The following is a 20,910-nucleotide window of genomic DNA, read 5'->3' on the forward strand; positions in this document are numbered from 1 at the left end:
CAGTAGATTTTTTTACTATAATGTTACAAGAATTCCTTTAAATATATTATCAAAAAAACTACTTTTGCAGTCTGAAAATTATAACTACACAATGAGCACAACTAAAACAATACAATCGGCATTAATTTCTGTTTTTTCTAAAGATGGATTAGAGCCAATCGTTAGAAAATTACACGAACAAAACGTAACACTTTATTCAACCGGAGGAACTGAAGATTTCATAAAAAACCTGGGAATTCCTGTTGTTCCTGTTGAAGATATTACTTCATTTCCTGAAATCTTTGGCGGAAGAGTAAAAACATTGCACCCGAAAATTTTTGGCGGTATTTTAAACCGTCAGGATAATGAAAATGATGTGCAGCAAATGAAGGAATTTGATATTCCACAGATTGATTTGGTAATTGTAGATTTATATCCTTTTGAAAAAACAGTTTCTTCAGGTGCAAGTGAGCAAGATATTATAGAAAAAATTGACATTGGTGGAATTTCATTGATTCGTGCTGGTGCAAAAAATTTCAAGGACACTGTAATTGTGGCTTCTGTTAACGAATATAGCTTGCTTTTGGAATTGATTACAGAGCAAAACGGAGCAACAACTCTTGAAGACAGGAGATTGCTGGCAACAAAAGCATTTCACGTTTCATCTCATTACGATGGTGCTATTTTTAATTATTTCAATACTGATGAAACCATTTACAAAGAAAGCATTGCAGATGGACAAGTTTTACGATACGGAGAAAATCCACACCAAAAAGGTTTCTTTTTTGGAGATTTTGATGCAATATTCAAAAAAGTTCACGGTAAAGAATTATCATATAACAACTTACTGGATGTTGATGCAGCGGTAAACTTAATTAACGAGTTTAAAACTGACGGGCCTACATTTGCAATCTTAAAACATAATAATGCTTGCGGTTTGGCTTCAAGAAAAACAATCAGTGAAGCTTATTTAGCGGCACTTGCTTGTGATCCAACATCGGCATTTGGCGGAGTTTTGATTGCAAACACTAAAATTGATTTGGCGACTGCTCAGGAAATCAATAAATTATTCTGTGAAGTTGTAATTGCCCCAGATTATGATGACAATGCAATTGCAGTATTACAAGAAAAGAAAAACAGAATTATATTAGTTCAAAATGAAGTTGCATTACCTTCAAGACAAGTAAGAACATGTCTTAACGGTTTGTTAATTCAGGACAGAAATAATATTACAGATACTAAAGAGCATTTAAAAACCGTTACTACTACAGAGCCAACTGCACAGGAAATAGAAGATTTAATTTTTGCCTCAAAAATTTGTAAAAACACAAAATCAAATACAATTGTATTTGCAAAAAACGGAACATTAATTTCTTCAGGAACTGGTCAGACATCGAGAGTTGACGCTTTGGTACAAGCTGTAGACAAAGCTAAAGCTTTTGGATTTGATTTAACCGGAGCTTCAATGGCAAGTGATGCATTTTTCCCATTTCCGGATTGTGTTGAATTAGCCAAAAAAGCAGGAATTACGGCAGTAATTCAGCCAGGAGGATCAATAAAAGATGAATTAAGCATAAATTATTGCAACGAAAATAATCTTGCAATGGTATTTACAGGAACACGTCATTTTAAACATTAATTTGTTTAACTTTGTTGGATAAATTATTTATAACATTTTAAACCCCTAAAAAACTTATGGGATTTTTTGATTTCATGACCGAGGATATTGCGATAGACCTTGGTACCGCAAACACTTTAATCATACATAATGATAAAGTTGTTATTGATAGTCCGTCGATCGTTGCACGTGATAGAATATCAGGCAAAATCATTGCCGTTGGTAAGGAAGCCAATATGATGCAAGGTAAAACGCATGAAAACATCAAGACCATAAGGCCTTTGAAAGATGGTGTAATTGCCGATTTTGATGCTTCAGAAAAAATGATCAATATGTTCATTAAAAGTATTCCTGCATTAAAAAAAAGAATGTTTACTCCCGCTTTAAGAATGGTAGTATGTATTCCGTCTGGAATTACTGAAGTTGAAATGAGAGCAGTAAAAGAATCTTGCGAAAGGGTAAACGGAAAAGAAGTTTACCTAATTCATGAACCAATGGCAGCAGCAATTGGTATTGGTATCGATATCATGCAGCCAAAAGGAAACATGATTGTAGATATTGGTGGGGGAACTACTGAAATAGCCGTTATTGCATTAGGTGGAATTGTATGTGACAAATCTGTGAAAATTGCAGGTGACGTTTTTACAAACGATATTGTTTATTACATGCGTACACAACACAATCTTTTTGTGGGAGAAAGTACTGCTGAAAAAATAAAAATCCAAATTGGAGCTGCTATCGAAGATTTAGAAAGTGCTCCGGAAGACATGTCTGTTCAAGGTAGAGACTTACTTACGGGCAAACCAAAACAAGTTGAAGTTTCATACAGAGAAATTGCCAAAGCATTAGACAAATCAATTCAACGTATTGAAGATGCCGTAATGGAAACTTTATCTCAGACTCCTCCAGAATTAGCAGCCGATATTTACAATACCGGTATTTATTTAGCCGGTGGTGGATCGATGTTGAGAGGTCTTGACAAACGTATTTCTCAAAAAACAGATTTACCTGTTTACATTGCTGAAGATCCGTTAAGAGCAGTTGTTCGCGGAACTGGAATGGCACTTAAAAACATTGCAAAATTCAAAAGTATCTTAATCAAATAAGATTCAAATAACAATCAATATCTTTTTAATTAGAGTCAAATTGAATTATTTGACTCTAATTAAAATTTGAAACTAAAAGCATATCCTGAAACAAAATAACAGAACAAGAAATGCAGCAAATTTTTAATTTCATTATAAGAAACAGTAATCGATTGCTGTTTTTGTTGCTTTTAGGTATTTCGTTGGCACTCACAATCCAATCTCATTCTTTTCACAGAAGCAGGGTCATAAGCTCTGCCAATTTCATTAGTGGGGGTGTTTACGAAAAAATCAACAATGTAAATGAGTATTTGAATTTAAGAACCGAAAATGACGAGCTGGTACTTGAAAACGCAAGATTAAAAAGCCTACTGTTCAATATAGAAGATACCACTAAAGCACAAAAGATTGACAACCTTAAAGGAGTAAAACCAGCTGATATTATTGTTTCCAAAGTAATACACAACTCGTATAACACACACGAAAATTATATCACTTTGAACTCAGGCACAAAGGAAGGAGTAAAACAGGACATGGGTGTGATCAACAGTTTAGGTATCATTGGTATTGTTAATAACACCTCGCCTAATTACTCTACCGTAATTAGTATTTTGAATATGAAATCTCAAATTAATGCAAAATTAAAGAAATCAAATCATTTTGGTTCTCTTACCTGGGATGGAAAAAGCACAGGATTTGTACAGTTGGAAGATGTTCCCAGATTAGCCTCTATAAGAAAAGGAGATACCATTGTTACTGGTGGCCAGTCAGTAATTTTTCCGGAAGGGATTAATATTGGTACAGTTGAAAATATATATACCCAGGATAAAACAAGTTTTTATGTCATAAATGTAAAACTGTTTAATGATATGACTAATTTGGGTCATGTTTATATTATTAAAAGTAAAAACAGGGAAGAGCTTATTAATTTAGAAAAAAAAGAAAAAGATGAATAGCGCATTGTTAGTCAATATTTTTCGATTTATTATGTTCCTGGCAATTCAAATTGTTATTTTCAACAATATGAATTTATTAGGTTATATAAGCCCGTATCCTTATATTCTGTATATCATCCTATATCCGGTAAACAGTAACCGGTCCGGTCTTATAATTTCAAGTTTTTTATTAGGTCTTACAATGGATATGTTTTGTAATTCAGGTGGTATCCATGCAGCAGCGTGTGTGCTTTTAGCCTATTATCGTCCATATATTTTTAAATTTTCATTTGGATTAAGTTATGAATACCAAACGATAAAACTAAACGATTCATTAACACCTGAACGCTTTTCATTTATCTTAGTATCTGTAGTATTGCATCATATTGTGCTATTTATTCTGGAAGCATTTCAATTTAAATTTATTTGGGATATTTTGCTCCGAACTTTATTTAGCTCCATATTCTCCATAATTATTTCAATTATAATAATATATCTTATTAAGCCCAATAAACGATGAGAAAAGCCCTGCTGCCCACTTTAATCATTATTGCAGCAACTTTGCTAGTGATCAGGATATTTTATTTGCAGGTTATTGATGATTCTTTTAAATTAAAATCAGAAAATAATGCTATAAAAATAAAGTATGACTACCCTGAGCGCGGCTATATTTATGACCGATATGGTAAGTTGCTCGTAGCAAATCAGTCATCCTATGATATCATGGTTATACCCAGAGAAATTAAAAAAAACCTTGATGTTTTAGAGTTTTGTCAATTACTGAATATTACAAAACAAGATTATGATCAAAGAGTTGCAAAAGCAAAAATATACAGCCCAAGATTACCTTCTGTATTTTTACCTCAATTAAATAAAACAGAATTTGCCGCTTTTCAGGAAAAAATACGAAAATATGAAGGTTTCTATTTTCAAAAACGGTCACTTCGTGACTACGAAGTAGATTATGGCGCTAATATTTTTGGATTCATCACACAGGTAAACGAAGGACTGATTGCAAAAAACCCATATTATAATAGTGGGGATTTAATTGGAAAACAAGGAGTTGAAGAAAGCTATGAAGAAATCCTAAGGGGAATCAAAGGTGTAAAATACATTCAAAAGGACAAATACAATCGTGAAATTGGTTCCTACAAAAATGGTAAATATGATACCATTGCTGTTCAGGGTGAAGATATCAATTTAACAATTGACGCTGAGCTTCAAAAATACGGGGAGGCATTAATGATTAATAAACGTGGAGGAATTGTTGCAATTGAACCCCAAACAGGAGAGATTTTAGCACTTGTTACAGCTCCATCGTATGATCCAGCAATTTTAGTTGGAAGACAACGTTCTAAAAACTATACGCTTCTTTACCATGATTCAATTGCAAAACCTTTATATGACAGAGGTCTTTTGGCAGAATATCCACCGGGATCACCTTTTAAAATATTAACCGGGTTGGTAGCTTTACAAGAAGGTGTAATTGATCAAAACAGCTCTGTTTCCTGTCATCACGGATTTAGCTACGGAAGAGGCCGTTTTATGAGATGCCATTGCGGAGGCGGTCAATTACAATTACATCGCGGAATTTACCAGTCTTGCAATTCTTATTTTGCTACTGCCTACATGAAAACTATCAATAAATATACACAACCTGCAGTTGCAGTTGATATTTGGAGCAATCATCTTAAAAGTTTTGGGCTTGGTCAATTTATGGGCTATGATCTGCCAACTGGTAAAAAAGGAAAAATTCCAACTTCAAAAACCTACAAACAAATTTATCCTAACGGAGGCTGGAGAAGTACAACTATTGTGTCTAATGCTATTGGACAGGGTGAGGTTGTAATGACTCCTATTCAGTTAGCTAATATGATGGCAACAATTGCAAATCAGGGACATTATTACACCCCTCATATCATTAGGAAAATTGAGGGCAAAAGAATAGACCCTAAATTTACAGTTAAGCATACTACATCAATAGACAAAAAATATTTTCCCCCAATCATAAATGGTTTATTTGATGTTTATAACATGGGTACTGCAAGCAGACTAAAAGTAGAAGGAATTGATATTTGTGGCAAAACTGGAACATCAGAAAATTTCGCTAAAATTGGTGGTAAAAGAGTCCAGCTTAAAGATCACTCTATATTTGTCGCATTTGCCCCAAAAGACAATCCTAAAATTGCAATTGCAATTATGGTAGAAAATGGAGGGTTTGGTGCAACAATTGCGGGACCTATTGCCAGTTTAATGATTGAAAAATATCTTAGAAAAAAAATAACCAGAACTGATTTAGAAACGAGGGTTTTAAATATAAGTTTAAAAGGAGAATATGCAAAATTAGGTGGAATGAAAGAAGCAAATGCTATCGAATCAACTCCGAAAGACTCCATTTTAAAAGCTAAAATTATTAAACCAAAAGAAGTAATCACGAAAATAACACTAGACACAACTAAAAAAAATTAATCAGGATTATTTCAAATGAGAAATCAAAGTGTAAAAAAAAATATTGACTGGATAAGTGTAATCATCTATGCTGCCTTAGTAATATTAGGATGGCTTAATATATATTCGTCCTCATTATCCTCTACTGAAGGCACTTTTGAAAAGCAATTAATATTCATTATCTGTACCATTCCGTTAATTTTTATTGTCTTGTTTGTAGATGGCAAATTTTATGAAAAATATGCCAGTATTATTTTTGTAGTTTCCTTATTATCCCTGGCAGGTTTGTTTCTTTTTGGAAAAACAATAGCAGGACAAAGATGTTGGTACGCTATTGGAAGTTTCACTTTACAGCCCTCAGAATTTGCAAAAGCAGCAACATCATTAGCTTTAGCTAAATATTTAAGTGATACTCAAATCAGTTTAAAAGACTTAAATCGTCAAATGCAGGCTCTGGCCATTATATTATTGCCTGTTCTCTTAATTTTACCACAACCCGATCCGGGAAGCGCCCTGATTTACAGTGTTTTTCTCATTGTCTTATATAGAGAAGGATTGCCTTCATGGTATATCTGGAGCGGATTCATAGCGATTCTCTTATTTGTCCTGACCCTTATTTTAGAATCTTACGTAGTAATTTTAATAGCGGCTCTCGTATTGGCAATTATATACTTCAAAGGAAGGGCAGTTGATCGTAATATTATACTAAGTGGAATGATATTAGCCGTAATTTCAGCTTTTGTTTTATCTGTTGATTATGTATTTGACAACGTTTTCAAACAGCATCATAGAGATCGTTTTAATATTTTATTAGGCAAAAGTGTAGATTTAAAAGGTATTGGATATAACACAAACCAATCTGAAATTGCAATTGGTTCAGGAGGATGGGTCGGTAAAGGCTTTTTAGAAGGTACACAGACAAAAGGTGGTTTTGTTCCCGAACAACATACCGATTATATTTTTACAACCGTTGGTGAAGAATGGGGTTTTGCAGGCTCTTTAGTTGTTATTCTCTTATTCGCCTGTTTACTTTTAAGAGTAATCTATTTAGCCGAAAGACAAAAAACAAAATTCAGCAGGGTTTACGGATATTGTGTAGCAGGAATTTTATTCATTCATTTTTTTGTAAACATAGCAATGGTGGTTGGTATTTTTCCAACTATTGGAGTTCCGCTTCCTTTCTTTTCTTATGGAGGTTCCGGACTATGGGGATTCACAATCCTGCTTTTTATATTCTTAAAAATGGATGCCAATAAAGTAAACGAATGGTAATCAAAGATATTCCAAAAAAATCCGAAGTTTAACGTTAAACTTTGGATTTTTTTTCTACATATAGCTTAAAATTTCTTTTTTATAAGAATCATATTCTCCCTGCATAATCAAACCATTATCAAGAAGCTTTTTGTAGTTCTGGAGTTTATCAAAAAGTTCTTCTTTTGACAATTCGCTTAATTTACGGTCTCCTGTAGATGCCTGTTGTTGCAATGGCTCAAATGACTCAGTATAGGTCGTTGCAGGCATAATTTCAGCAAAACTGGTCACTTCTTCTGTTTCAATTTCTTCTATTTCATTTTCCTCTTCAAAATCAGTGTAAACATCAACAGGTTTTTCATTTTCTGTAACCGGTGCTTCAATTTTTACAGGATTTTTAAGCAAATCCAGTTGCTCCTTGGCATAAGTATATATTTTTCTGGCTTGAATTTTCGGGATATAATCTATCGAAATGGACAAATCAGTATTCGTATTAAATGAAAATTCTGAGCCTAAAATATTTTCTTTAACAAAAGTACCGGCAATATCATCCCATGTATAATCTGTAAAATCCATCGACAATCCTAAATTTTTAGGTTTACAAATGATGATTCTTTTATTGGTTAACACAATACTGTCAGGAAAAACAGTAATAGCTGGTTTTTTTTGAACGGCAATATATCCAATTTCTTCATTTTTCATCAATAAATCATTGAGTTTTGAAGTGATTTTTTCAATCGCTTTTGGATCTTGTTCTTCGTTTAGAAATTTTTTAAATTGTTCTTTCATATTTTATAAGTTGCTAAGTTACAAAGTAACCGAGTTGCTGAGTTTTTTTCTTACTTCAACAAATGTAATACCTAATTTTCTAATTCAATAATTTCATTCTGAATTTTCTTTGTCAAACTTTTAAAAACCAATTCATACGAATGATCAATCAATTCTTTTATAAAACTTGTTGGTAAATTTCCGTTTAAAGCTATTGTATTCCAGTGAACCTTACTCATATGGAATCCGGGTTTTATCTCATCATATTCAGCTCTTAACTCCTGTGCACGTTCAGGGTCGCATTTTAAATTGACTGATGCTTCATTCTTTTCCCACCTGGATAAAGAAGACAAGGCAAACATTTTTCCGCCGACTTTAAAAACTAATGTATCCTCATCAAAAGGAAAATGTTCACTGACGCCTTTTTTAGAAAGGCAATATTCATAGTACGTTTCTAGATTCATATCATTTATTGTTTTCCAATTTCTCCTAAATGTGTATACTTAAATCCTTTTTGATACTTTAATCCGTAACCAAAAATTCGATCCATAGCTGAATGTGAAAATAAAATAATTCCCACTAACTGAATAATTTCTATATTTAAATAACATCCTAAAGCACAAATCAAAAGTGCAATTCCTCTATGATGAAACAGGTTGTAGAAAAAAGCACCCGTTTTATTTCCAAAAACATACCCAAACATTGACAAATCCGGTGCTAAAATTAAAACTAAAAACCACCACCAATCAAAATTTAAACGATTGAATAAATAGATTCCAAGAATGAATAAGGCCGTTTCTTCGAGTTTAATAATTGTGTTCATTATATTATTTTTTCCATCATTTTTTCGGGATGATTTAATTTTGTAAACCCGAATTTCTCGTATAAAAAGTGTGCATCACTTGTAGCCAGTCTCCAAATTTTTACATTTTTAAGCTGTGGTTCACTCATCATATTTTCAATTAAAATGAACGAATATCCTTTTCCGCGATGTTCTTCAATAATAAAAACATCCATTAAATAAGCAAAAACAACATAATCCGTTATTACCCTTGCAAAACCAATTTGTTTGTCATCTAAGTAGATTCCAAAACAAACCGAAGCATCAATTGTAATCTGAACTTCTTCTATTGTTCTTCCTGCAGCCCAGTAAATATCCTTCAGGAAATCCTGAATAAAAGGGATATCAAGTTTGCTTTTATCAGTCGAAACAGTAATCATATTTTGTATAAAACAGGTTTTGATGGACTTGCATCATTTTCAAACGATGCAATTTGTAAATTTAATATGTAATTTCCATCTTTTACTTCATCCGAAACAAAAATCATTTCTGTAATCGTAGCTTGTAAACGAGCATCTGCATTAAGATGAACCGTATCTTTCACATTCCAAAACGCTTTATGAGCCAATAATTTTCCTTCATCATACTCCTTGTCCACACTTGGCAAATCAATCAATAAATGCTGAACTTCACTTTCTCGGATAAAAATCGCTGCATCTTCAGACAAATATGGCGGGTTAGTATTGGAATATTTCCTGGATTTTTTACCTCTTTGGTTTGGAATAGTTCTGATAATTAATGCTTCTGTCACGATTGAAGATGAAATCATCATCGCTTTTTGCACTTGATCTTTCGTAATAATAAAATCATCTCCGCTTTTTTCAGGTTCAATGGTAATCAATTTAGCAAAAAAGAAAAAATTCTTTAAACATTGATTAATACTGTAAAAATCATTCGTAATATGTCCCAGACATTCGGTATGTGTTCCGTGCCCGTGCGGATTAAAAAAAATATTATTGAAATTAGTAGATGATTTTCCTTCAGAAACTTTCCCTATCCAATCACCAGAAACAACAGGTTCAATGACCGGTTTTTCAATATACCATGCAATCGGATTTTCATCTGTATTTGTTAACGGAATTGAGATATCAATTGGTTTTGATAAGTCAATTTGAAAGTTGTTGATTTTGGCCAGCACTGTTAAATATTTTCTTATGATTTATTAATCCAAATTTAGGTAAAAGAGATCACTTGCAATTCCATCCGTTAAAAATTTTCCTTTTGAAGTAGGTTTTAAAATATTATTTTCGATAAAAACCAATTCGTCATCAAGAAATTTCTGTGCTTGTTTTTTTAAATAGTTCAAATAATCTTTACCAAATTCTTTTTCTATTCGTTCTAATGAAACGCCCCAAATAGTTCGTAACCCTGTCATTATATATTCGTTATATCGATCTGATTTCGATAAAATTTCAGTTTCTATGGGCAGAATATTTTCCTTAATTGATTTTAAATAAAGTGAATTATTGGTTACGTTCCAGCCTCTTTTTGTACCATCATAACTATGTGCAGAAGGTCCGATTCCGATATATTTTTTGCCAAGCCAATACGCCGAATTGTTTTTGGAAAAATAATTTTCTTTCCCAAAATTGGATAACTCGTAATGAATAAAACCATTTTTCTGAAGCGTTTCAACCAAAATCATAAAATGACTGGAAGCTGTTTCATCCTGAGGTTCAGCAATTTTTCCGGTATCAATCAGTTTTCTTAAAGCTGTTTTTGGTTCAACGGTCAAGGCATAACTTGAGATGTGTGGAATTTCAAAGCTAAGAGCTGTTTCGATATTTTTTTTCCACATCTCATCACTCATTCCCGGAATTCCGTAGATAAGATCGAGTGAAATATTATCAAAAAATTTAGTTGCTTCTTGTAAACATTTTATGGCTTCCACCGAATTATGAGCGCGGTTCATCATCTTCAAATCTTCTTCATAAAAAGACTGAATTCCGATGCTTAAACGGTTTATTGGACTATTTGCTAATTCCAGAATTCTTCCTGAAGACAAATCATCTGGATTGGCTTCGAGTGTTATTTCAGGATTTTCAGAAACTTTATAATTTTGATAAACTTCAGAAATTAAAAAGTTTATTTCTTCATTGCTCAAAACAGAAGGTGTTCCTCCACCAAAATATATGGTTTCTACAATTTCATTCGAAAGCTCATTTTTGCGCATGCTGATCTCTTTCGCTAAAGCCAAAACCATTTCGTCCTTCTTTTTCATTGAAGTTGAGAAATGAAAATCACAATAGTGGCATGCCTGCTTGCAGAAAGGAATATGAATGTAGATACCGCTCATTAGTATTCAGTGTTCAGTTTTTAGTTTTCAGTCTTAGTTTTCAGTCTCAGTTAAAACTGTAAACCGCTGAGACTGAAAACTATTTTTTAACTCGTTCCTCATTTTGTTTCACAAAAGCATCCCAACCAGTATAACTTGTAGTACCCACCACTTTTCCGGAATTGAAAAAATGGCAAACTGCAGCTGCCAATCCATCAGTTGAATCGAGATTTTTTGGTAATTCTTTTAATCCTAAAAGCTGTTGAAGCATTTTTGCGACCTGTTCTTTACTGGCATTTCCGTTTCCTGTAATCGCCATTTTTATCTTTTTGGGCTCGTATTCCGTAATAGGAATATCTCTCGAAAGTCCGGCAGCCATAGCAACACCTTGTGCACGTCCTAATTTCAGCATCGATTGAACATTTTTACCAAAAAAAGGAGCTTCAATCGCAATTTCGTCAGGATGATGTGTTTCGATTAATTCAATTGTACGTTCAAAAATAATTTTTAGCTTTTGGTAATGATTATCGTATTTGGAGAGTTGCAATTCATTCAATTGCAAAAATTCCATTTTTTTATTGATGACTTTTATCAATCCAAAACCCATGATGGTTGTTCCCGGGTCAATACCTAATATGATTCTTTCTTTTGTCATTTTTTATTACACCAAGGTTCTCGGAGAAACTCAAAGATTCACAAAGTTTATTTTCAATTATATAATTTATAGTCTTTGCCGAACTCTGTGAGCTTTTGTGTGACTTTGTATAATAGTTTTTCCTTTACTTTGCGACATGATTTCAATTCCTCACAAAGCTAAACAATTCCTTGTTCTTCTAACCAAACTTTTGATTGTTGGTGGCGCTTTTTATTTTATTTATAATCAGCTGGCAAACAACGACCAACTCGATTGGCAAAAGTTTATAACATTGTATCGCAAGAATCAATCGGTTTTAGGAATCAGCTTTATTTTGCTTTTGAGTGTCCTGAATCGTTATTTTGAGATTTTAAAATGGCAGAATTTAGCAGGAGTCATTCGTAAGATTTCTTTAGGAGAAGCTACAAAACAAGTCCTGGCTGCATTGACTGCCGGAATTTTCACGCCCAACGGAGTTGGAGAATATGCCGGAAAAGCTCTGTTTTATCCAAAATCAGAAACCAAAAAAGTGGTTTTCCTGAATTTGATCTGCAATGGAATACAGATGGTTTTAACTGTAATTTTTGGTGTTTTCGGATTATTATATTTTAATGCAAAACATACCATTATTACGACCAAAACTGTTGCTGTTTTATTTGGCATTTTCCTGTTACTGGCTGGTATTTTCTTTTTTTTGAAAAAAATAAAAATAAAAGGATTTTCAATAGAAAAATTATTTCATAAAATTAATGAAATCCCGAAACGTATCCATCAAAAAAATATATTATTAGGGGTTTGCAGGTATCTTGTTTTCTCCCATCAATATTACTTTCTCTTTTTGGCTTTTGATGTGGAGTTGCCATATTTTACTTTAATTGCTACGATTGCTGTAGTCTACTTTTTAGCTTCTTCCTTGCCTACTTTTCAGTTTTTAGATTTTGCGGTAAAAGGAAGTGTCGCCATTTATTTCTTTGGAATTCTAGGGGTAAATGAATGGATTGTAGTTTTTATCAGTACATCAATGTGGTTTTTGAACGTAGTTTTACCTGTAATTATTGGTGCTTATTATGTATTGAATTTCAAAACTAAAACTACAGCATGAGTTTGGTTTTCTTCATCATATTAACCATTTATGTCATTAGTATTGGTTTCCTTATTTATGGTTTTACTAAAGTAAAAAAGCATCAAAAATCTGATTTAAAACCGAAAAGCAATTTCACAATTATAGTTCCTTTTCGGAATGAAGCTGATAATTTACCTAAGCTTTTACAAAGTTTTTCAAATCTTAATTATCCAAATGATTTATTTGAAGTGATTTTGGTAGATGATAGTTCAATGCAAAAGTTTGAAGTTCCAAGTTTCAGGTATCAGGTTGCAGTAGTAGACAACATAAGAATTTCGAATTCTCCTAAAAAAGATGCTATAACAACGGCGATGAAACATGTAAAAACTGATTGGGTGATTACAACCGATGCAGATTGCGTAGTGCCTGAAAACTGGCTTTTGACATTTGACAATTATATTCAGCAAAATAAGGTTTCAATGTTATCCGGAGCAGTAACTTATGATTATGAAAATTCTTTTTTGCATTATTTTCAGCAGTTAGATTTAACTAGTTTGCAGGGGGCAACTATTGGAAGCTTCGGACTTAACAAGGCATTTATGTGCAATGGCGCCAATTTTGCCTATACAAAATCAATGTTTGAAAGACTAAGTGGTTTTGATGGTAATAGTAAAATTGCCAGTGGTGATGATGTTTTCTTATTACAGAAAGCAGTGGGTTTATTTCCATGTGAAGTCCATTATTTAAAAGCCGAAGAAGCTATTGTAATAACCAGGTCAACAAAAAACTGGAAATCGCTTTTTTACCAAAGAGTGCGCTGGGCAGCAAAAACAAGTTCGTATCAAAGCCTTTTCGGAAAATTTTTAGGACTAATTGTTTTCGCTGGGAACCTGAGTTTTATGATTGGATTTTTATTTTCTCTTTTTAGCATTTGGCCCTGGCAATTTCTAATTTTATATGTTGTTTTAAAATTCAGTATTGACTTTATTTTACTTTATATAACGAATTGTTTTTTAACCAAAACAAAATTACGTTATTTGATTCTAAGCAGTTTATTTTATCCTTTTTTTAGTTCAGTGGTTGCTTTGTACAGTTTATTTGGTTCTTATGAATGGAAAGAACGTCGTTTTAAAGTGTAATTTCTTTTGAACTTAAAATCTTCCCTGATAGAAGTTTTTTCTTTAAAAATAAAAAGATACAGCGAACAGCAGGACACGAGGGATAGCGAGCTAACGAAGTAAATATTATTTATTGTTTTTTTCCTTAAGGATTACAGGTAAAATAAATTGTGTTTTTACCGGAATTCCCCTCTTGATGCCCGGACTAACTTTTGGGAAATCGATTAAACGTGCGTGTAGGATACTGTCTATTTTTATGGTGTCATACGCAACAGAATCTTTCGGGAACTGGGGTTCAAATTTCATGGTTGCATTTGGAAAAACAGTGACTTTTACTTCTATAGTGTCAAGTTCAGGATATAGTATGAAGAGCGTGTCTATGTCTAATTTGGACTGAATGAGTTGCGACATTACTTCAAAAAAACATTGCTGGCGCTGCTTTTTACCGCCAATTTTTTCACAGTCAACAACTGATGGGTATTCATCAACTTCTTTCCAATTGATCGATTTTAATTCTTTTTGCAGTAATTCTTTTTCAGAAGGAACCTGCTTCTCAAAATATTGACAAGAATTGAAAAACAAAATAATTAAAAAAGGGAAAAACTGCTTCAAGATTTTAATTTGAATTGAACTATGGTATAAAAATACGATTATTTTTTTTGAGATGCTTTGTAAATTTGAACTATTAAGATGTTTATTGGTTTAAAAAAAACAGATATTAAAGTTCTATAATTTTTTAGTTAAAAAAAAGAATACTTTTAAGTAATCAAAATAAATATATGGATTCACTATTGATATTACTCGGTTCTATTTGCATGATTATAGGGATTTTAGGCAGCTTTTTACCTGTATTGCCCGGATTGCCCAGTTGTTGGGTGGGTCTTTTGTTATTATATCTGACAAAAGGTGTTGAAAATAATTATTGGGTATTGGGAATAACACTTATACTTACTATCGTTATAACTGTTCTGGCTTATGTTATTCCCGCTAAAGGCACTAAAAGATATGGAGGAAGTTCTTATGGGGTTTGGGGAACCAATATTGGGTTAGTTGTTGGAATTTTAGCCCCAATACCATTTGGTTTTATTATTGGCCCTTTTATAGGAGCTTTACTGGGTGAATTGATTTATGATTCAAAAAATCACCAGCGTGCCATAAAAGCTGCAACCGGTTCCTTACTTGGTTTTTTGGCATCAAGTTTTATTAACTTTATGTTCTGCATTATGTTTTTCGGTCTTTTTCTTACGATAGTGTGGCGTCATAAGTCGGTTCTGTTTTAGATTAAAGAATTAATTTCAAATAAAAAATTTCAAATCATTATTATAAGCAAATCCTTAGAAATTTTCAAATTTTCTGATTATCCAAAAATCAGCATTTACTGATGTTATTAGGATATATAATATGATTTTTAAAATTAATGACCAAAAGATTTAACTATTTTTTTGGATATGTTAATATATTTTATATTTTTATCACAAATAAACGATGAAATACCACACTTTATCGTTTATTTTTAATTATTATAAATATAATCTTACGGTAAAATTATGACCCCAAATCTACAAATTGAACTAAGACGCTTTATTTCTTCTAATGTTATATCCAAATTAAACAAGTTCTACTATGAAAACGATGCTTTATTAATTAAGGCCATTGATGTAGCCATAGGAACTGTTTTAATGGGATGTTACAATAATACTGATGAAAAATCATTTAAAAAAATGATTAAATCTTTGGAAAACACCTCATTTTACAAAGAAATTGATTTTGTTTCCGGCAGAATATTATCTGTTGATGATTGTTATAAAACCGAAGGAAACACATTTCTTGAGCAGTTATTCTCTAATAAAAAGGCAAGAATTACTGAAATGATTTCAAATGAAGTGGGTATAAAAAGCGAAACTGCCCGCGAAGTATTAAACTTTTCAGTCTTGCTGACACTTTCCTACTTAAAATACAATTCAGAATTAACAGCAAGTTTAAAATTACTCTTAGACGAACAAAAGAGAGAAATTTTAAACAGTATTCCTCCCGGAATTAAAATAATTTTAGGATTCTCTTGTTATGAGTCGGTAGAGGAAAAAACCAATTCACGTATAGGAAAGTCAATCTTTAGTTTTTTTGGCAACAGACAAATCTAAGATTCAAATTATATTTTTTCAACTGGTCTTTTCTTCAAAAGCTTTACTAGTACTGGAAAAGTAGATATTATAACGATGATGATTATAATGTACTCGATATGGTGTTTGAGATCTATCCCCTGCTTTAAAAACACCCCGTACAAATAATGTCCGGCAAAAATCAGGATAAAAGACCATAAAAATGAGCTTAGGATATTATAGAACATAAATTTCTTTTTGTCCATAGAAACAATCCCAGCGATAATTGGGGCAAAAGTCCTGAAAATAGGCAGAAAACGAGCATAGATAATAGCTTTCCCTCCATATTTTTCAAAAAAGTCTTTTGATTGCAATAAATATTTTTTCTTAAACCAAAAAGTATCTTCTTTCTTAAACAAATAATATCCGCTTTTGGATCCAAACCAGTAACCGGTCATATTTCCCAGTACTCCCATGATGGCTACTAATAATGATAATAAAAAAACATTTATAAAATCACTAGAAATAAAAACCATATTCTCCATAAGTTCACGGCTGTAAATTCCTGCTAAAAACAACAAACTATCACCTGGAAGAAAAAAACCTGCAAAAAGTCCGGTTTCTGCAAAAACAATAAATAAAACAATAAATAAACCTATTTGAACTCCGCCTATGCTTAAATTAATATAAAACTCAGGATTTATTAATTGGGTCCAGTCAAAATTATTCATATAGTATTGGTTATTATTGAAATTACAGGGTGTGAAAGTAATAATAATTTAGTTTAACCACAATTAAATACGGCATTTTAAACATAAATTAACGATTAAAAAGCCCAAGTACAGACTTGGGCTTTGAGATATTTATCTTTCATATTTACAGCAAGAATGCAAATTATCATAATCAATTGTAGTGGCTTTTACCTCATCTGTATCATGTCCTACTTTTGCAATCGCTTTTTTCAAATCCTGAGGTGAAGATTTTTCTTCATTTAATATTACTGTAAGTTGGTGTGAACTAATATCCCAGCTAGCAGTTTTTACCCCTGAAACACTAAAAGCAGCTTTTTCGATACGTTTTTTACATTGTTCACAGTTTCCGTTTACTTCTGTCGTATATTTTAAATTCTTATTTTTTTTAGTTTGAGCCTGGGCTGAAAATCCTAAAAAAGTCATCAATGCGATTAAAATTATCTTATTCATCTTATCTATATTTATTGTTATTAAATTCTTGAAATTGTTGTTGCTTACTTTATTCTAAATCGTAATCCGGCATAATACATTTGCCCAAAAATAGGGGCATAAGCTATAGATGCATCAAAATTTGATCCAAAAGGATTTTCACTTCCTAAAATCGCTTTTTCCTGTTGGTAGTTTCCAATATTTTCTCCTCCAATATAAACTTCGAAAACCGGAGAAAAAACTCGTGTTACCTGAGCATTCATAACTGCATAGGAAGGAGAAAAATCAGGAAATTGATCTGCTGTTGGATTTGATGCTGTATATGGTAATTGTTGTTTTCCGGACCAATTAAAGGTATAATCAAACTTCCAGTTTTTGTCATCTTCTGAATGTATTTCGTATTCCAGATTAGCCAGAAAACGATGTTTTGCCTGTAAAGGACGCTGGAAAGTTCCTCTCAAATAATCTGTTTGGATATCATAATATTTATAGGCTGTTCGAAGATTTAAGTTATGAATAAATTCAAAATTAAACTCCAACTGCAGACTATTGGCAAAAGAATTCCCTCTTAAATTATAGAACGAAACTTCCTGAGGACTTTGCATTAAATCAACAACGGCCTGATTTTGAAAATCAGTTCTGTATAAATCAAACCCTGCTTCGGCATTTTTATTAAAAATACGGAATTTTTGTGAGAAGCTTAAACCGTAATTCCATGCAATCTCTGGGTTCAGACCGTAAATTTTACCATCATTGTCTAAAATAGAAAAAGTTCTCGAACTTGCAAAAAGCTGTTGATTTTCAGCAAAAATATTTGCTGAACGCTTCCCTCTTCCTGCTGAGAAACGAAGCACCCCAAATTCCCATGGATTGTATCGCAAATGCAGACGTGGGGTAACAAAAAAGCCTAATCGATTATGATTATCAACTCTTCCTCCCAGAATCAAACTAAAATCATCACTGTTATCATAAGTATATTCGAAAAAAGCACCAATCGAATTATCAATTCTGCTATAATCATCAACATTTATAAATTCCTTATATTCATCATAAGAAAAATTCAATCCTGTAGTGAATTTATGCATCGTGTTACTTATAATCGAATTGAATATTAAATTCGAATAATAACTATTTTGCTTAATATTATATTGATTTAAACCAAAGTAAGATTCTTGATTATGTGTATTAAAAGCGTTTTGAAAACCTATACTTTGATACGGCATATCCGGAAAAACGTACCCAATTTTGGTTGAAACATCAAAACGTTCCGTATTAATTTCCGATCCCCAATAATTGGTCGTTCCTCTGTCTCTGTCTTTATCAAAATCAATCTCGCCTGTTTGTTTTTTATCATTCATATATCTGAAATTGATAAAACTTACTAAACCGTTTTCAGGACTATAATATTGATAACGATTTAAAAAATTGATTTGTTTCCCTAGCGGATTGTCTAAAAATCCATCATCATTCATATCGTTCTTTGCAACGCGGGTATTACCGTGAACAAACAGACTTGTTGCCCATTTATCGGAAAGTTTTTTATTAAAATGAGTATTTAATTCAAAACGTGAATCTGTAGAACCATAGGCATTCAGGAAAAACGGGATATCATTTAAAGGTTTTAAAAGTTCCGTATTTATTTGTCCTGAAATACTCTCATATCCATTAGCCACACTGCCGGCACCTTTTGTAATCTGAACGCTCTCGATCCAGGTTCCCGGAGTAAATGACAATCCGTAGGCTTGAGAAGCCCCACGAACCGAAGGAATATTTTCTTCTGTAATCATTAAATACGGACTGGTAAGACCAAGCATTTTTATTTGCTTTGTTCCCGTTAAAGCATCTGAATAATTGACATCAATTGAAGGGTTTGTCTCAAAACTTTCTGCGAGGTTACAGCAGGCAGCCTTTAGCAACTCCTTGCTTGTAATTACAGTTGTATTGGCAGTTAGTGTATAGGATTTTTTTATTCCTTTTTGCTTTTTTGTGATTTTAACTTCTTCCAGATCCTCTTGTGAAAAGGCTGAAACAGAAAGTAAAATCATGCTAAAAAGCATAATGTTTTTTTTCATAAAAAAGATTTTAATGTTATCAGAAAGCTGCTAAATATTATTAAACAGCACAACAAGCCCCGTAAGGCTTATTAACTAAAACAGTAAAATCAGGCGTAAAAAATATATTGATGATATAATTGGAATAAGGGTGGCGAATTCGCGTCATAATAATATGAAATAATCTGATTGTTCCTGAAATTTGGAACTGATAAAAAAACAACAGGATTAAATTCCGTAATTATTACACGAAACGCTAATTGAAAAAAGAAAATCTTAAAGGTAGCATTATCTGATTTCTTTTCAATCTGGATTACTTTGTCTTTACAACAAGAGGCTTTTTTTTCTGCTTTAGCACAGCAGCTTTTTTCAGCAATAGGAGAAGTTGTGTCTAAAGAAACCGAAGCAATTTTCCCGCCACAGTAATGCACATTGAAAGCAAATCCGATGTTGGAAACCAGCAATAGGAAAGCTAAAAATAAACATGTGGGCTTTTTGAAATTCATTCTGCAAAATTATTCAAAATGCTTTAAAAAAGAACTAATAAAATGTTATTTTTTGAGATTCTGCTGCTGATAATAAAAAGCAGGGATAAAAAGCAAAACAAATAGAGGCTGAATAATAAATCTTCTCACGTAAAAAAGAAGCCAGCTTCCATCAGAATAATAGTTTAGAATTAAAAAAAACATTCCAAAAAACAGTATCAGAAAAAACAAATACAGATATACACTAAACCTTAATATGTCAACATCCTGAAATAAAGTATAAATTAACACCAATGATAATATTGTATTTAATCCAAACCGAAATAAAAGTGAGAGAAAAAAATTAAAAGCGCTCAGGCTGGGCAACGGTAAATTCTGAAAATCAGACTCAAAATATTCTAAAAAGGGATCATAGAATAACTCTTTCTCGAAAGCCCTGACAAGACCAAAACACAATACTATGAGGATAGTTATTATAATTTTAAATTTATGTTGTATTAATTTATTTAGCATATTGTGAAAATTTATTCACCCAGATAATCCATAAAAGAAAAACCATTCCGTAAATAATTAATGGAAAAAGAACACCGTGCAAAATATGCTCATTTTCAATAAAATGAAATAACAAAACTGTTAACAAAGCAATTCGAATAACATTTAATACGTATATAATAAGGACCCCAAATAAAATAAAACCCAAAGTTGTTTTAAATTTTCCAGAAAAAGCAATCACAAAAGAGACAAATAAAATAATAACACTTACAGCGTTACAACCTTCAATAATTCTAAGCGTATACTTATTATTATACCAAACCTCCAGATAAGGATTTGATATACTTTTTAAAATCTTTATATCACAATTAAATAAATGCATCAGCTGATCGACATTGCGGCCAACTATATTTGTTATTCCGTCAATATTATTTGTCTCCAAATTATTTAAATAAAGTTTATAAAGTACTGTAAGCAAGACATAAACACCGAAAAAAGTGCTTAAAAAAATCAGAAATGGTTTAAATTGTAATAAATATTTTTTCAAAGGATTTTTTTTTCAAATTTATGTATTTTTTGAGTTCAGC

24 protein-coding genes are annotated in these 20,910 nt (G+C 32.1%); 10 read left to right on the forward strand and 14 right to left on the reverse strand.

What is annotated here, in order from left to right:
* Positions 1-91 precede the first annotated feature (91 nt).
* The 6 genes from purH (at position 92) to rodA (ending at position 7,337) form a co-directional block, all read left to right on the forward strand.
* A complete protein-coding gene (purH, locus tag J2W48_RS00860; RefSeq protein WP_310276648.1) occupies positions 92-1,618 on the forward strand; it encodes a bifunctional phosphoribosylaminoimidazolecarboxamide formyltransferase/IMP cyclohydrolase in 1,527 nt (508 codons plus the stop codon).
* A gap of 56 nt (positions 1,619-1,674) precedes the next feature.
* Positions 1,675-2,703 (forward strand): rod shape-determining protein, encoded by a 1,029-nt coding sequence (locus J2W48_RS00865; protein ID WP_310276652.1) that lies wholly within the window; start codon positions 1,675-1,677, stop codon positions 2,701-2,703.
* Positions 2,704-2,813: 110 nt separating this feature from the next.
* Positions 2,814-3,638 carry a rod shape-determining protein MreC gene (mreC, locus tag J2W48_RS00870; RefSeq protein ID WP_310276654.1) on the forward strand — a complete coding sequence of 275 codons (825 nt, stop codon included), beginning with the start codon at positions 2,814-2,816 and terminating at the stop codon, positions 3,636-3,638.
* A complete protein-coding gene (locus J2W48_RS00875; RefSeq protein ID WP_310276657.1) occupies positions 3,631-4,137 on the forward strand; it encodes a rod shape-determining protein MreD in 507 nt (168 codons plus the stop codon). Before mreC ends, J2W48_RS00875 begins: the two co-directional genes overlap by 8 nt.
* Positions 4,134-6,086: a penicillin-binding protein 2 gene (gene mrdA / locus J2W48_RS00880; RefSeq protein ID WP_310276660.1), complete on the forward strand. Its 1,953-nt coding sequence runs from the start codon at positions 4,134-4,136 to the stop codon at positions 6,084-6,086. The genes J2W48_RS00875 and mrdA overlap by 4 nt, the downstream gene beginning before the upstream one ends.
* Positions 6,087-6,101: 15 nt before the next feature.
* On the forward strand, positions 6,102-7,337 hold the full coding sequence (gene rodA, locus J2W48_RS00885) for a rod shape-determining protein RodA (RefSeq protein WP_310276662.1): 1,236 nt from the start codon (positions 6,102-6,104) through the stop codon (positions 7,335-7,337).
* A gap of 54 nt (positions 7,338-7,391) precedes the next feature.
* On the opposite strand, the gene J2W48_RS00890 is transcribed toward rodA, so the two are convergent.
* The 7 genes from J2W48_RS00890 to ruvC form a co-directional block, all read right to left on the reverse strand.
* Positions 7,392-8,105, reverse strand: a complete 714-nt coding sequence (locus J2W48_RS00890; protein ID WP_310276664.1) for a PH domain-containing protein — start codon at positions 8,103-8,105, stop codon at positions 7,392-7,394.
* Positions 8,106-8,176: 71 nt separating this feature from the next.
* Positions 8,177-8,548: an MmcQ/YjbR family DNA-binding protein gene (locus J2W48_RS00895; RefSeq protein WP_310276667.1), complete on the reverse strand. Its 372-nt coding sequence runs from the start codon at positions 8,546-8,548 to the stop codon at positions 8,177-8,179.
* Positions 8,549-8,553: 5 nt separating this feature from the next.
* Positions 8,554-8,907: a DUF4260 domain-containing protein gene (locus tag J2W48_RS00900; RefSeq protein WP_310276669.1), complete on the reverse strand. Its 354-nt coding sequence runs from the start codon at positions 8,905-8,907 to the stop codon at positions 8,554-8,556.
* Complete coding sequence (locus tag J2W48_RS00905) at positions 8,907-9,305, reverse strand: GNAT family N-acetyltransferase (protein ID WP_310276671.1); 399 nt, start codon at positions 9,303-9,305, stop codon at positions 8,907-8,909. The genes J2W48_RS00900 and J2W48_RS00905 overlap by 1 nt, the downstream gene beginning before the upstream one ends.
* Positions 9,302-10,063 (reverse strand): cyclase family protein, encoded by a 762-nt coding sequence (locus J2W48_RS00910; RefSeq protein ID WP_310276676.1) that lies wholly within the window; start codon positions 10,061-10,063, stop codon positions 9,302-9,304. Before J2W48_RS00910 ends, J2W48_RS00905 begins: the two co-directional genes overlap by 4 nt.
* Before the next feature lie 24 nt (positions 10,064-10,087).
* Entirely contained in the window at positions 10,088-11,221 is a 1,134-nt protein-coding gene (gene hemW, locus J2W48_RS00915) for a radical SAM family heme chaperone HemW (protein ID WP_310276679.1), read from the reverse strand.
* 79 nt (positions 11,222-11,300) lie between these two features.
* On the reverse strand, positions 11,301-11,855 hold the full coding sequence (ruvC, locus tag J2W48_RS00920) for a crossover junction endodeoxyribonuclease RuvC (RefSeq protein WP_310276682.1): 555 nt from the start codon (positions 11,853-11,855) through the stop codon (positions 11,301-11,303).
* Between the two features lie 136 nt (positions 11,856-11,991).
* Here ruvC and J2W48_RS00925 point away from each other — a divergent pair, with 136 nt between their 5' ends.
* Together J2W48_RS00925 and J2W48_RS00930 are read left to right on the forward strand one after the other, a co-directional pair.
* Positions 11,992-12,936 (forward strand): lysylphosphatidylglycerol synthase domain-containing protein, encoded by a 945-nt coding sequence (locus J2W48_RS00925; RefSeq protein WP_310276684.1) that lies wholly within the window; start codon positions 11,992-11,994, stop codon positions 12,934-12,936.
* Entirely contained in the window at positions 12,933-14,036 is a 1,104-nt protein-coding gene (locus tag J2W48_RS00930; protein ID WP_310276688.1) for a glycosyltransferase family 2 protein, read from the forward strand. The genes J2W48_RS00925 and J2W48_RS00930 overlap by 4 nt, the downstream gene beginning before the upstream one ends.
* Positions 14,037-14,141: 105 nt before the next feature.
* Here J2W48_RS00930 and J2W48_RS00935 read toward each other — a convergent pair whose 3' ends face one another.
* A complete protein-coding gene (locus J2W48_RS00935; protein WP_310276690.1) occupies positions 14,142-14,627 on the reverse strand; it encodes a hypothetical protein in 486 nt (161 codons plus the stop codon).
* A gap of 167 nt (positions 14,628-14,794) precedes the next feature.
* On the opposite strand from J2W48_RS00935, the gene J2W48_RS00940 reads away from it, so the two are divergent.
* Together J2W48_RS00940 and J2W48_RS00945 are read left to right on the forward strand one after the other, a co-directional pair.
* Positions 14,795-15,295 (forward strand): DUF456 domain-containing protein, encoded by a 501-nt coding sequence (locus tag J2W48_RS00940; protein ID WP_310276693.1) that lies wholly within the window; start codon positions 14,795-14,797, stop codon positions 15,293-15,295.
* Between the two features lie 267 nt (positions 15,296-15,562).
* Positions 15,563-16,156, forward strand: a complete 594-nt coding sequence (locus J2W48_RS00945; protein WP_310276695.1) for a DUF937 domain-containing protein — start codon at positions 15,563-15,565, stop codon at positions 16,154-16,156.
* Between the two features lie 8 nt (positions 16,157-16,164).
* Here the strand turns inward: J2W48_RS00945 and J2W48_RS00950 are convergent, their stop codons facing one another.
* The 6 genes from J2W48_RS00950 to xrtF form a co-directional block, all read right to left on the reverse strand.
* Positions 16,165-16,845, reverse strand: coding sequence for a DedA family protein (locus tag J2W48_RS00950; RefSeq protein ID WP_310276698.1), 681 nt, complete (start codon positions 16,843-16,845; stop codon positions 16,165-16,167).
* Between the two features lie 132 nt (positions 16,846-16,977).
* Positions 16,978-17,316, reverse strand: coding sequence for a heavy-metal-associated domain-containing protein (locus J2W48_RS00955; RefSeq protein ID WP_310276701.1), 339 nt, complete (start codon positions 17,314-17,316; stop codon positions 16,978-16,980).
* A 44-nt stretch (positions 17,317-17,360) separates the two neighbouring features.
* On the reverse strand, positions 17,361-19,367 hold the full coding sequence (locus J2W48_RS00960; RefSeq protein WP_310276704.1) for a TonB-dependent receptor plug domain-containing protein: 2,007 nt from the start codon (positions 19,365-19,367) through the stop codon (positions 17,361-17,363).
* A gap of 89 nt (positions 19,368-19,456) precedes the next feature.
* Positions 19,457-19,852, reverse strand: coding sequence for an HYC_CC_PP family protein (locus tag J2W48_RS00965; protein WP_310276707.1), 396 nt, complete (start codon positions 19,850-19,852; stop codon positions 19,457-19,459).
* 45 nt (positions 19,853-19,897) lie between these two features.
* The gene (locus J2W48_RS00970; RefSeq protein WP_310276709.1) at positions 19,898-20,344 is read right to left on the reverse strand and encodes an exosortase F system-associated membrane protein; all 447 of its coding nucleotides are present in this window, start codon (positions 20,342-20,344) and stop codon (positions 19,898-19,900) included.
* Positions 20,334-20,870, reverse strand: a complete 537-nt coding sequence (gene xrtF / locus J2W48_RS00975; protein ID WP_310276711.1) for an exosortase family protein XrtF — start codon at positions 20,868-20,870, stop codon at positions 20,334-20,336. The genes J2W48_RS00970 and xrtF overlap by 11 nt, the downstream gene beginning before the upstream one ends.
* Positions 20,871-20,910: the final 40 nt, after the last annotated feature.

This window comes from Flavobacterium piscis, from assembly GCF_031457575.1.
GTDB lineage: Bacteria > Bacteroidota > Bacteroidia > Flavobacteriales > Flavobacteriaceae > Flavobacterium > Flavobacterium piscis_A.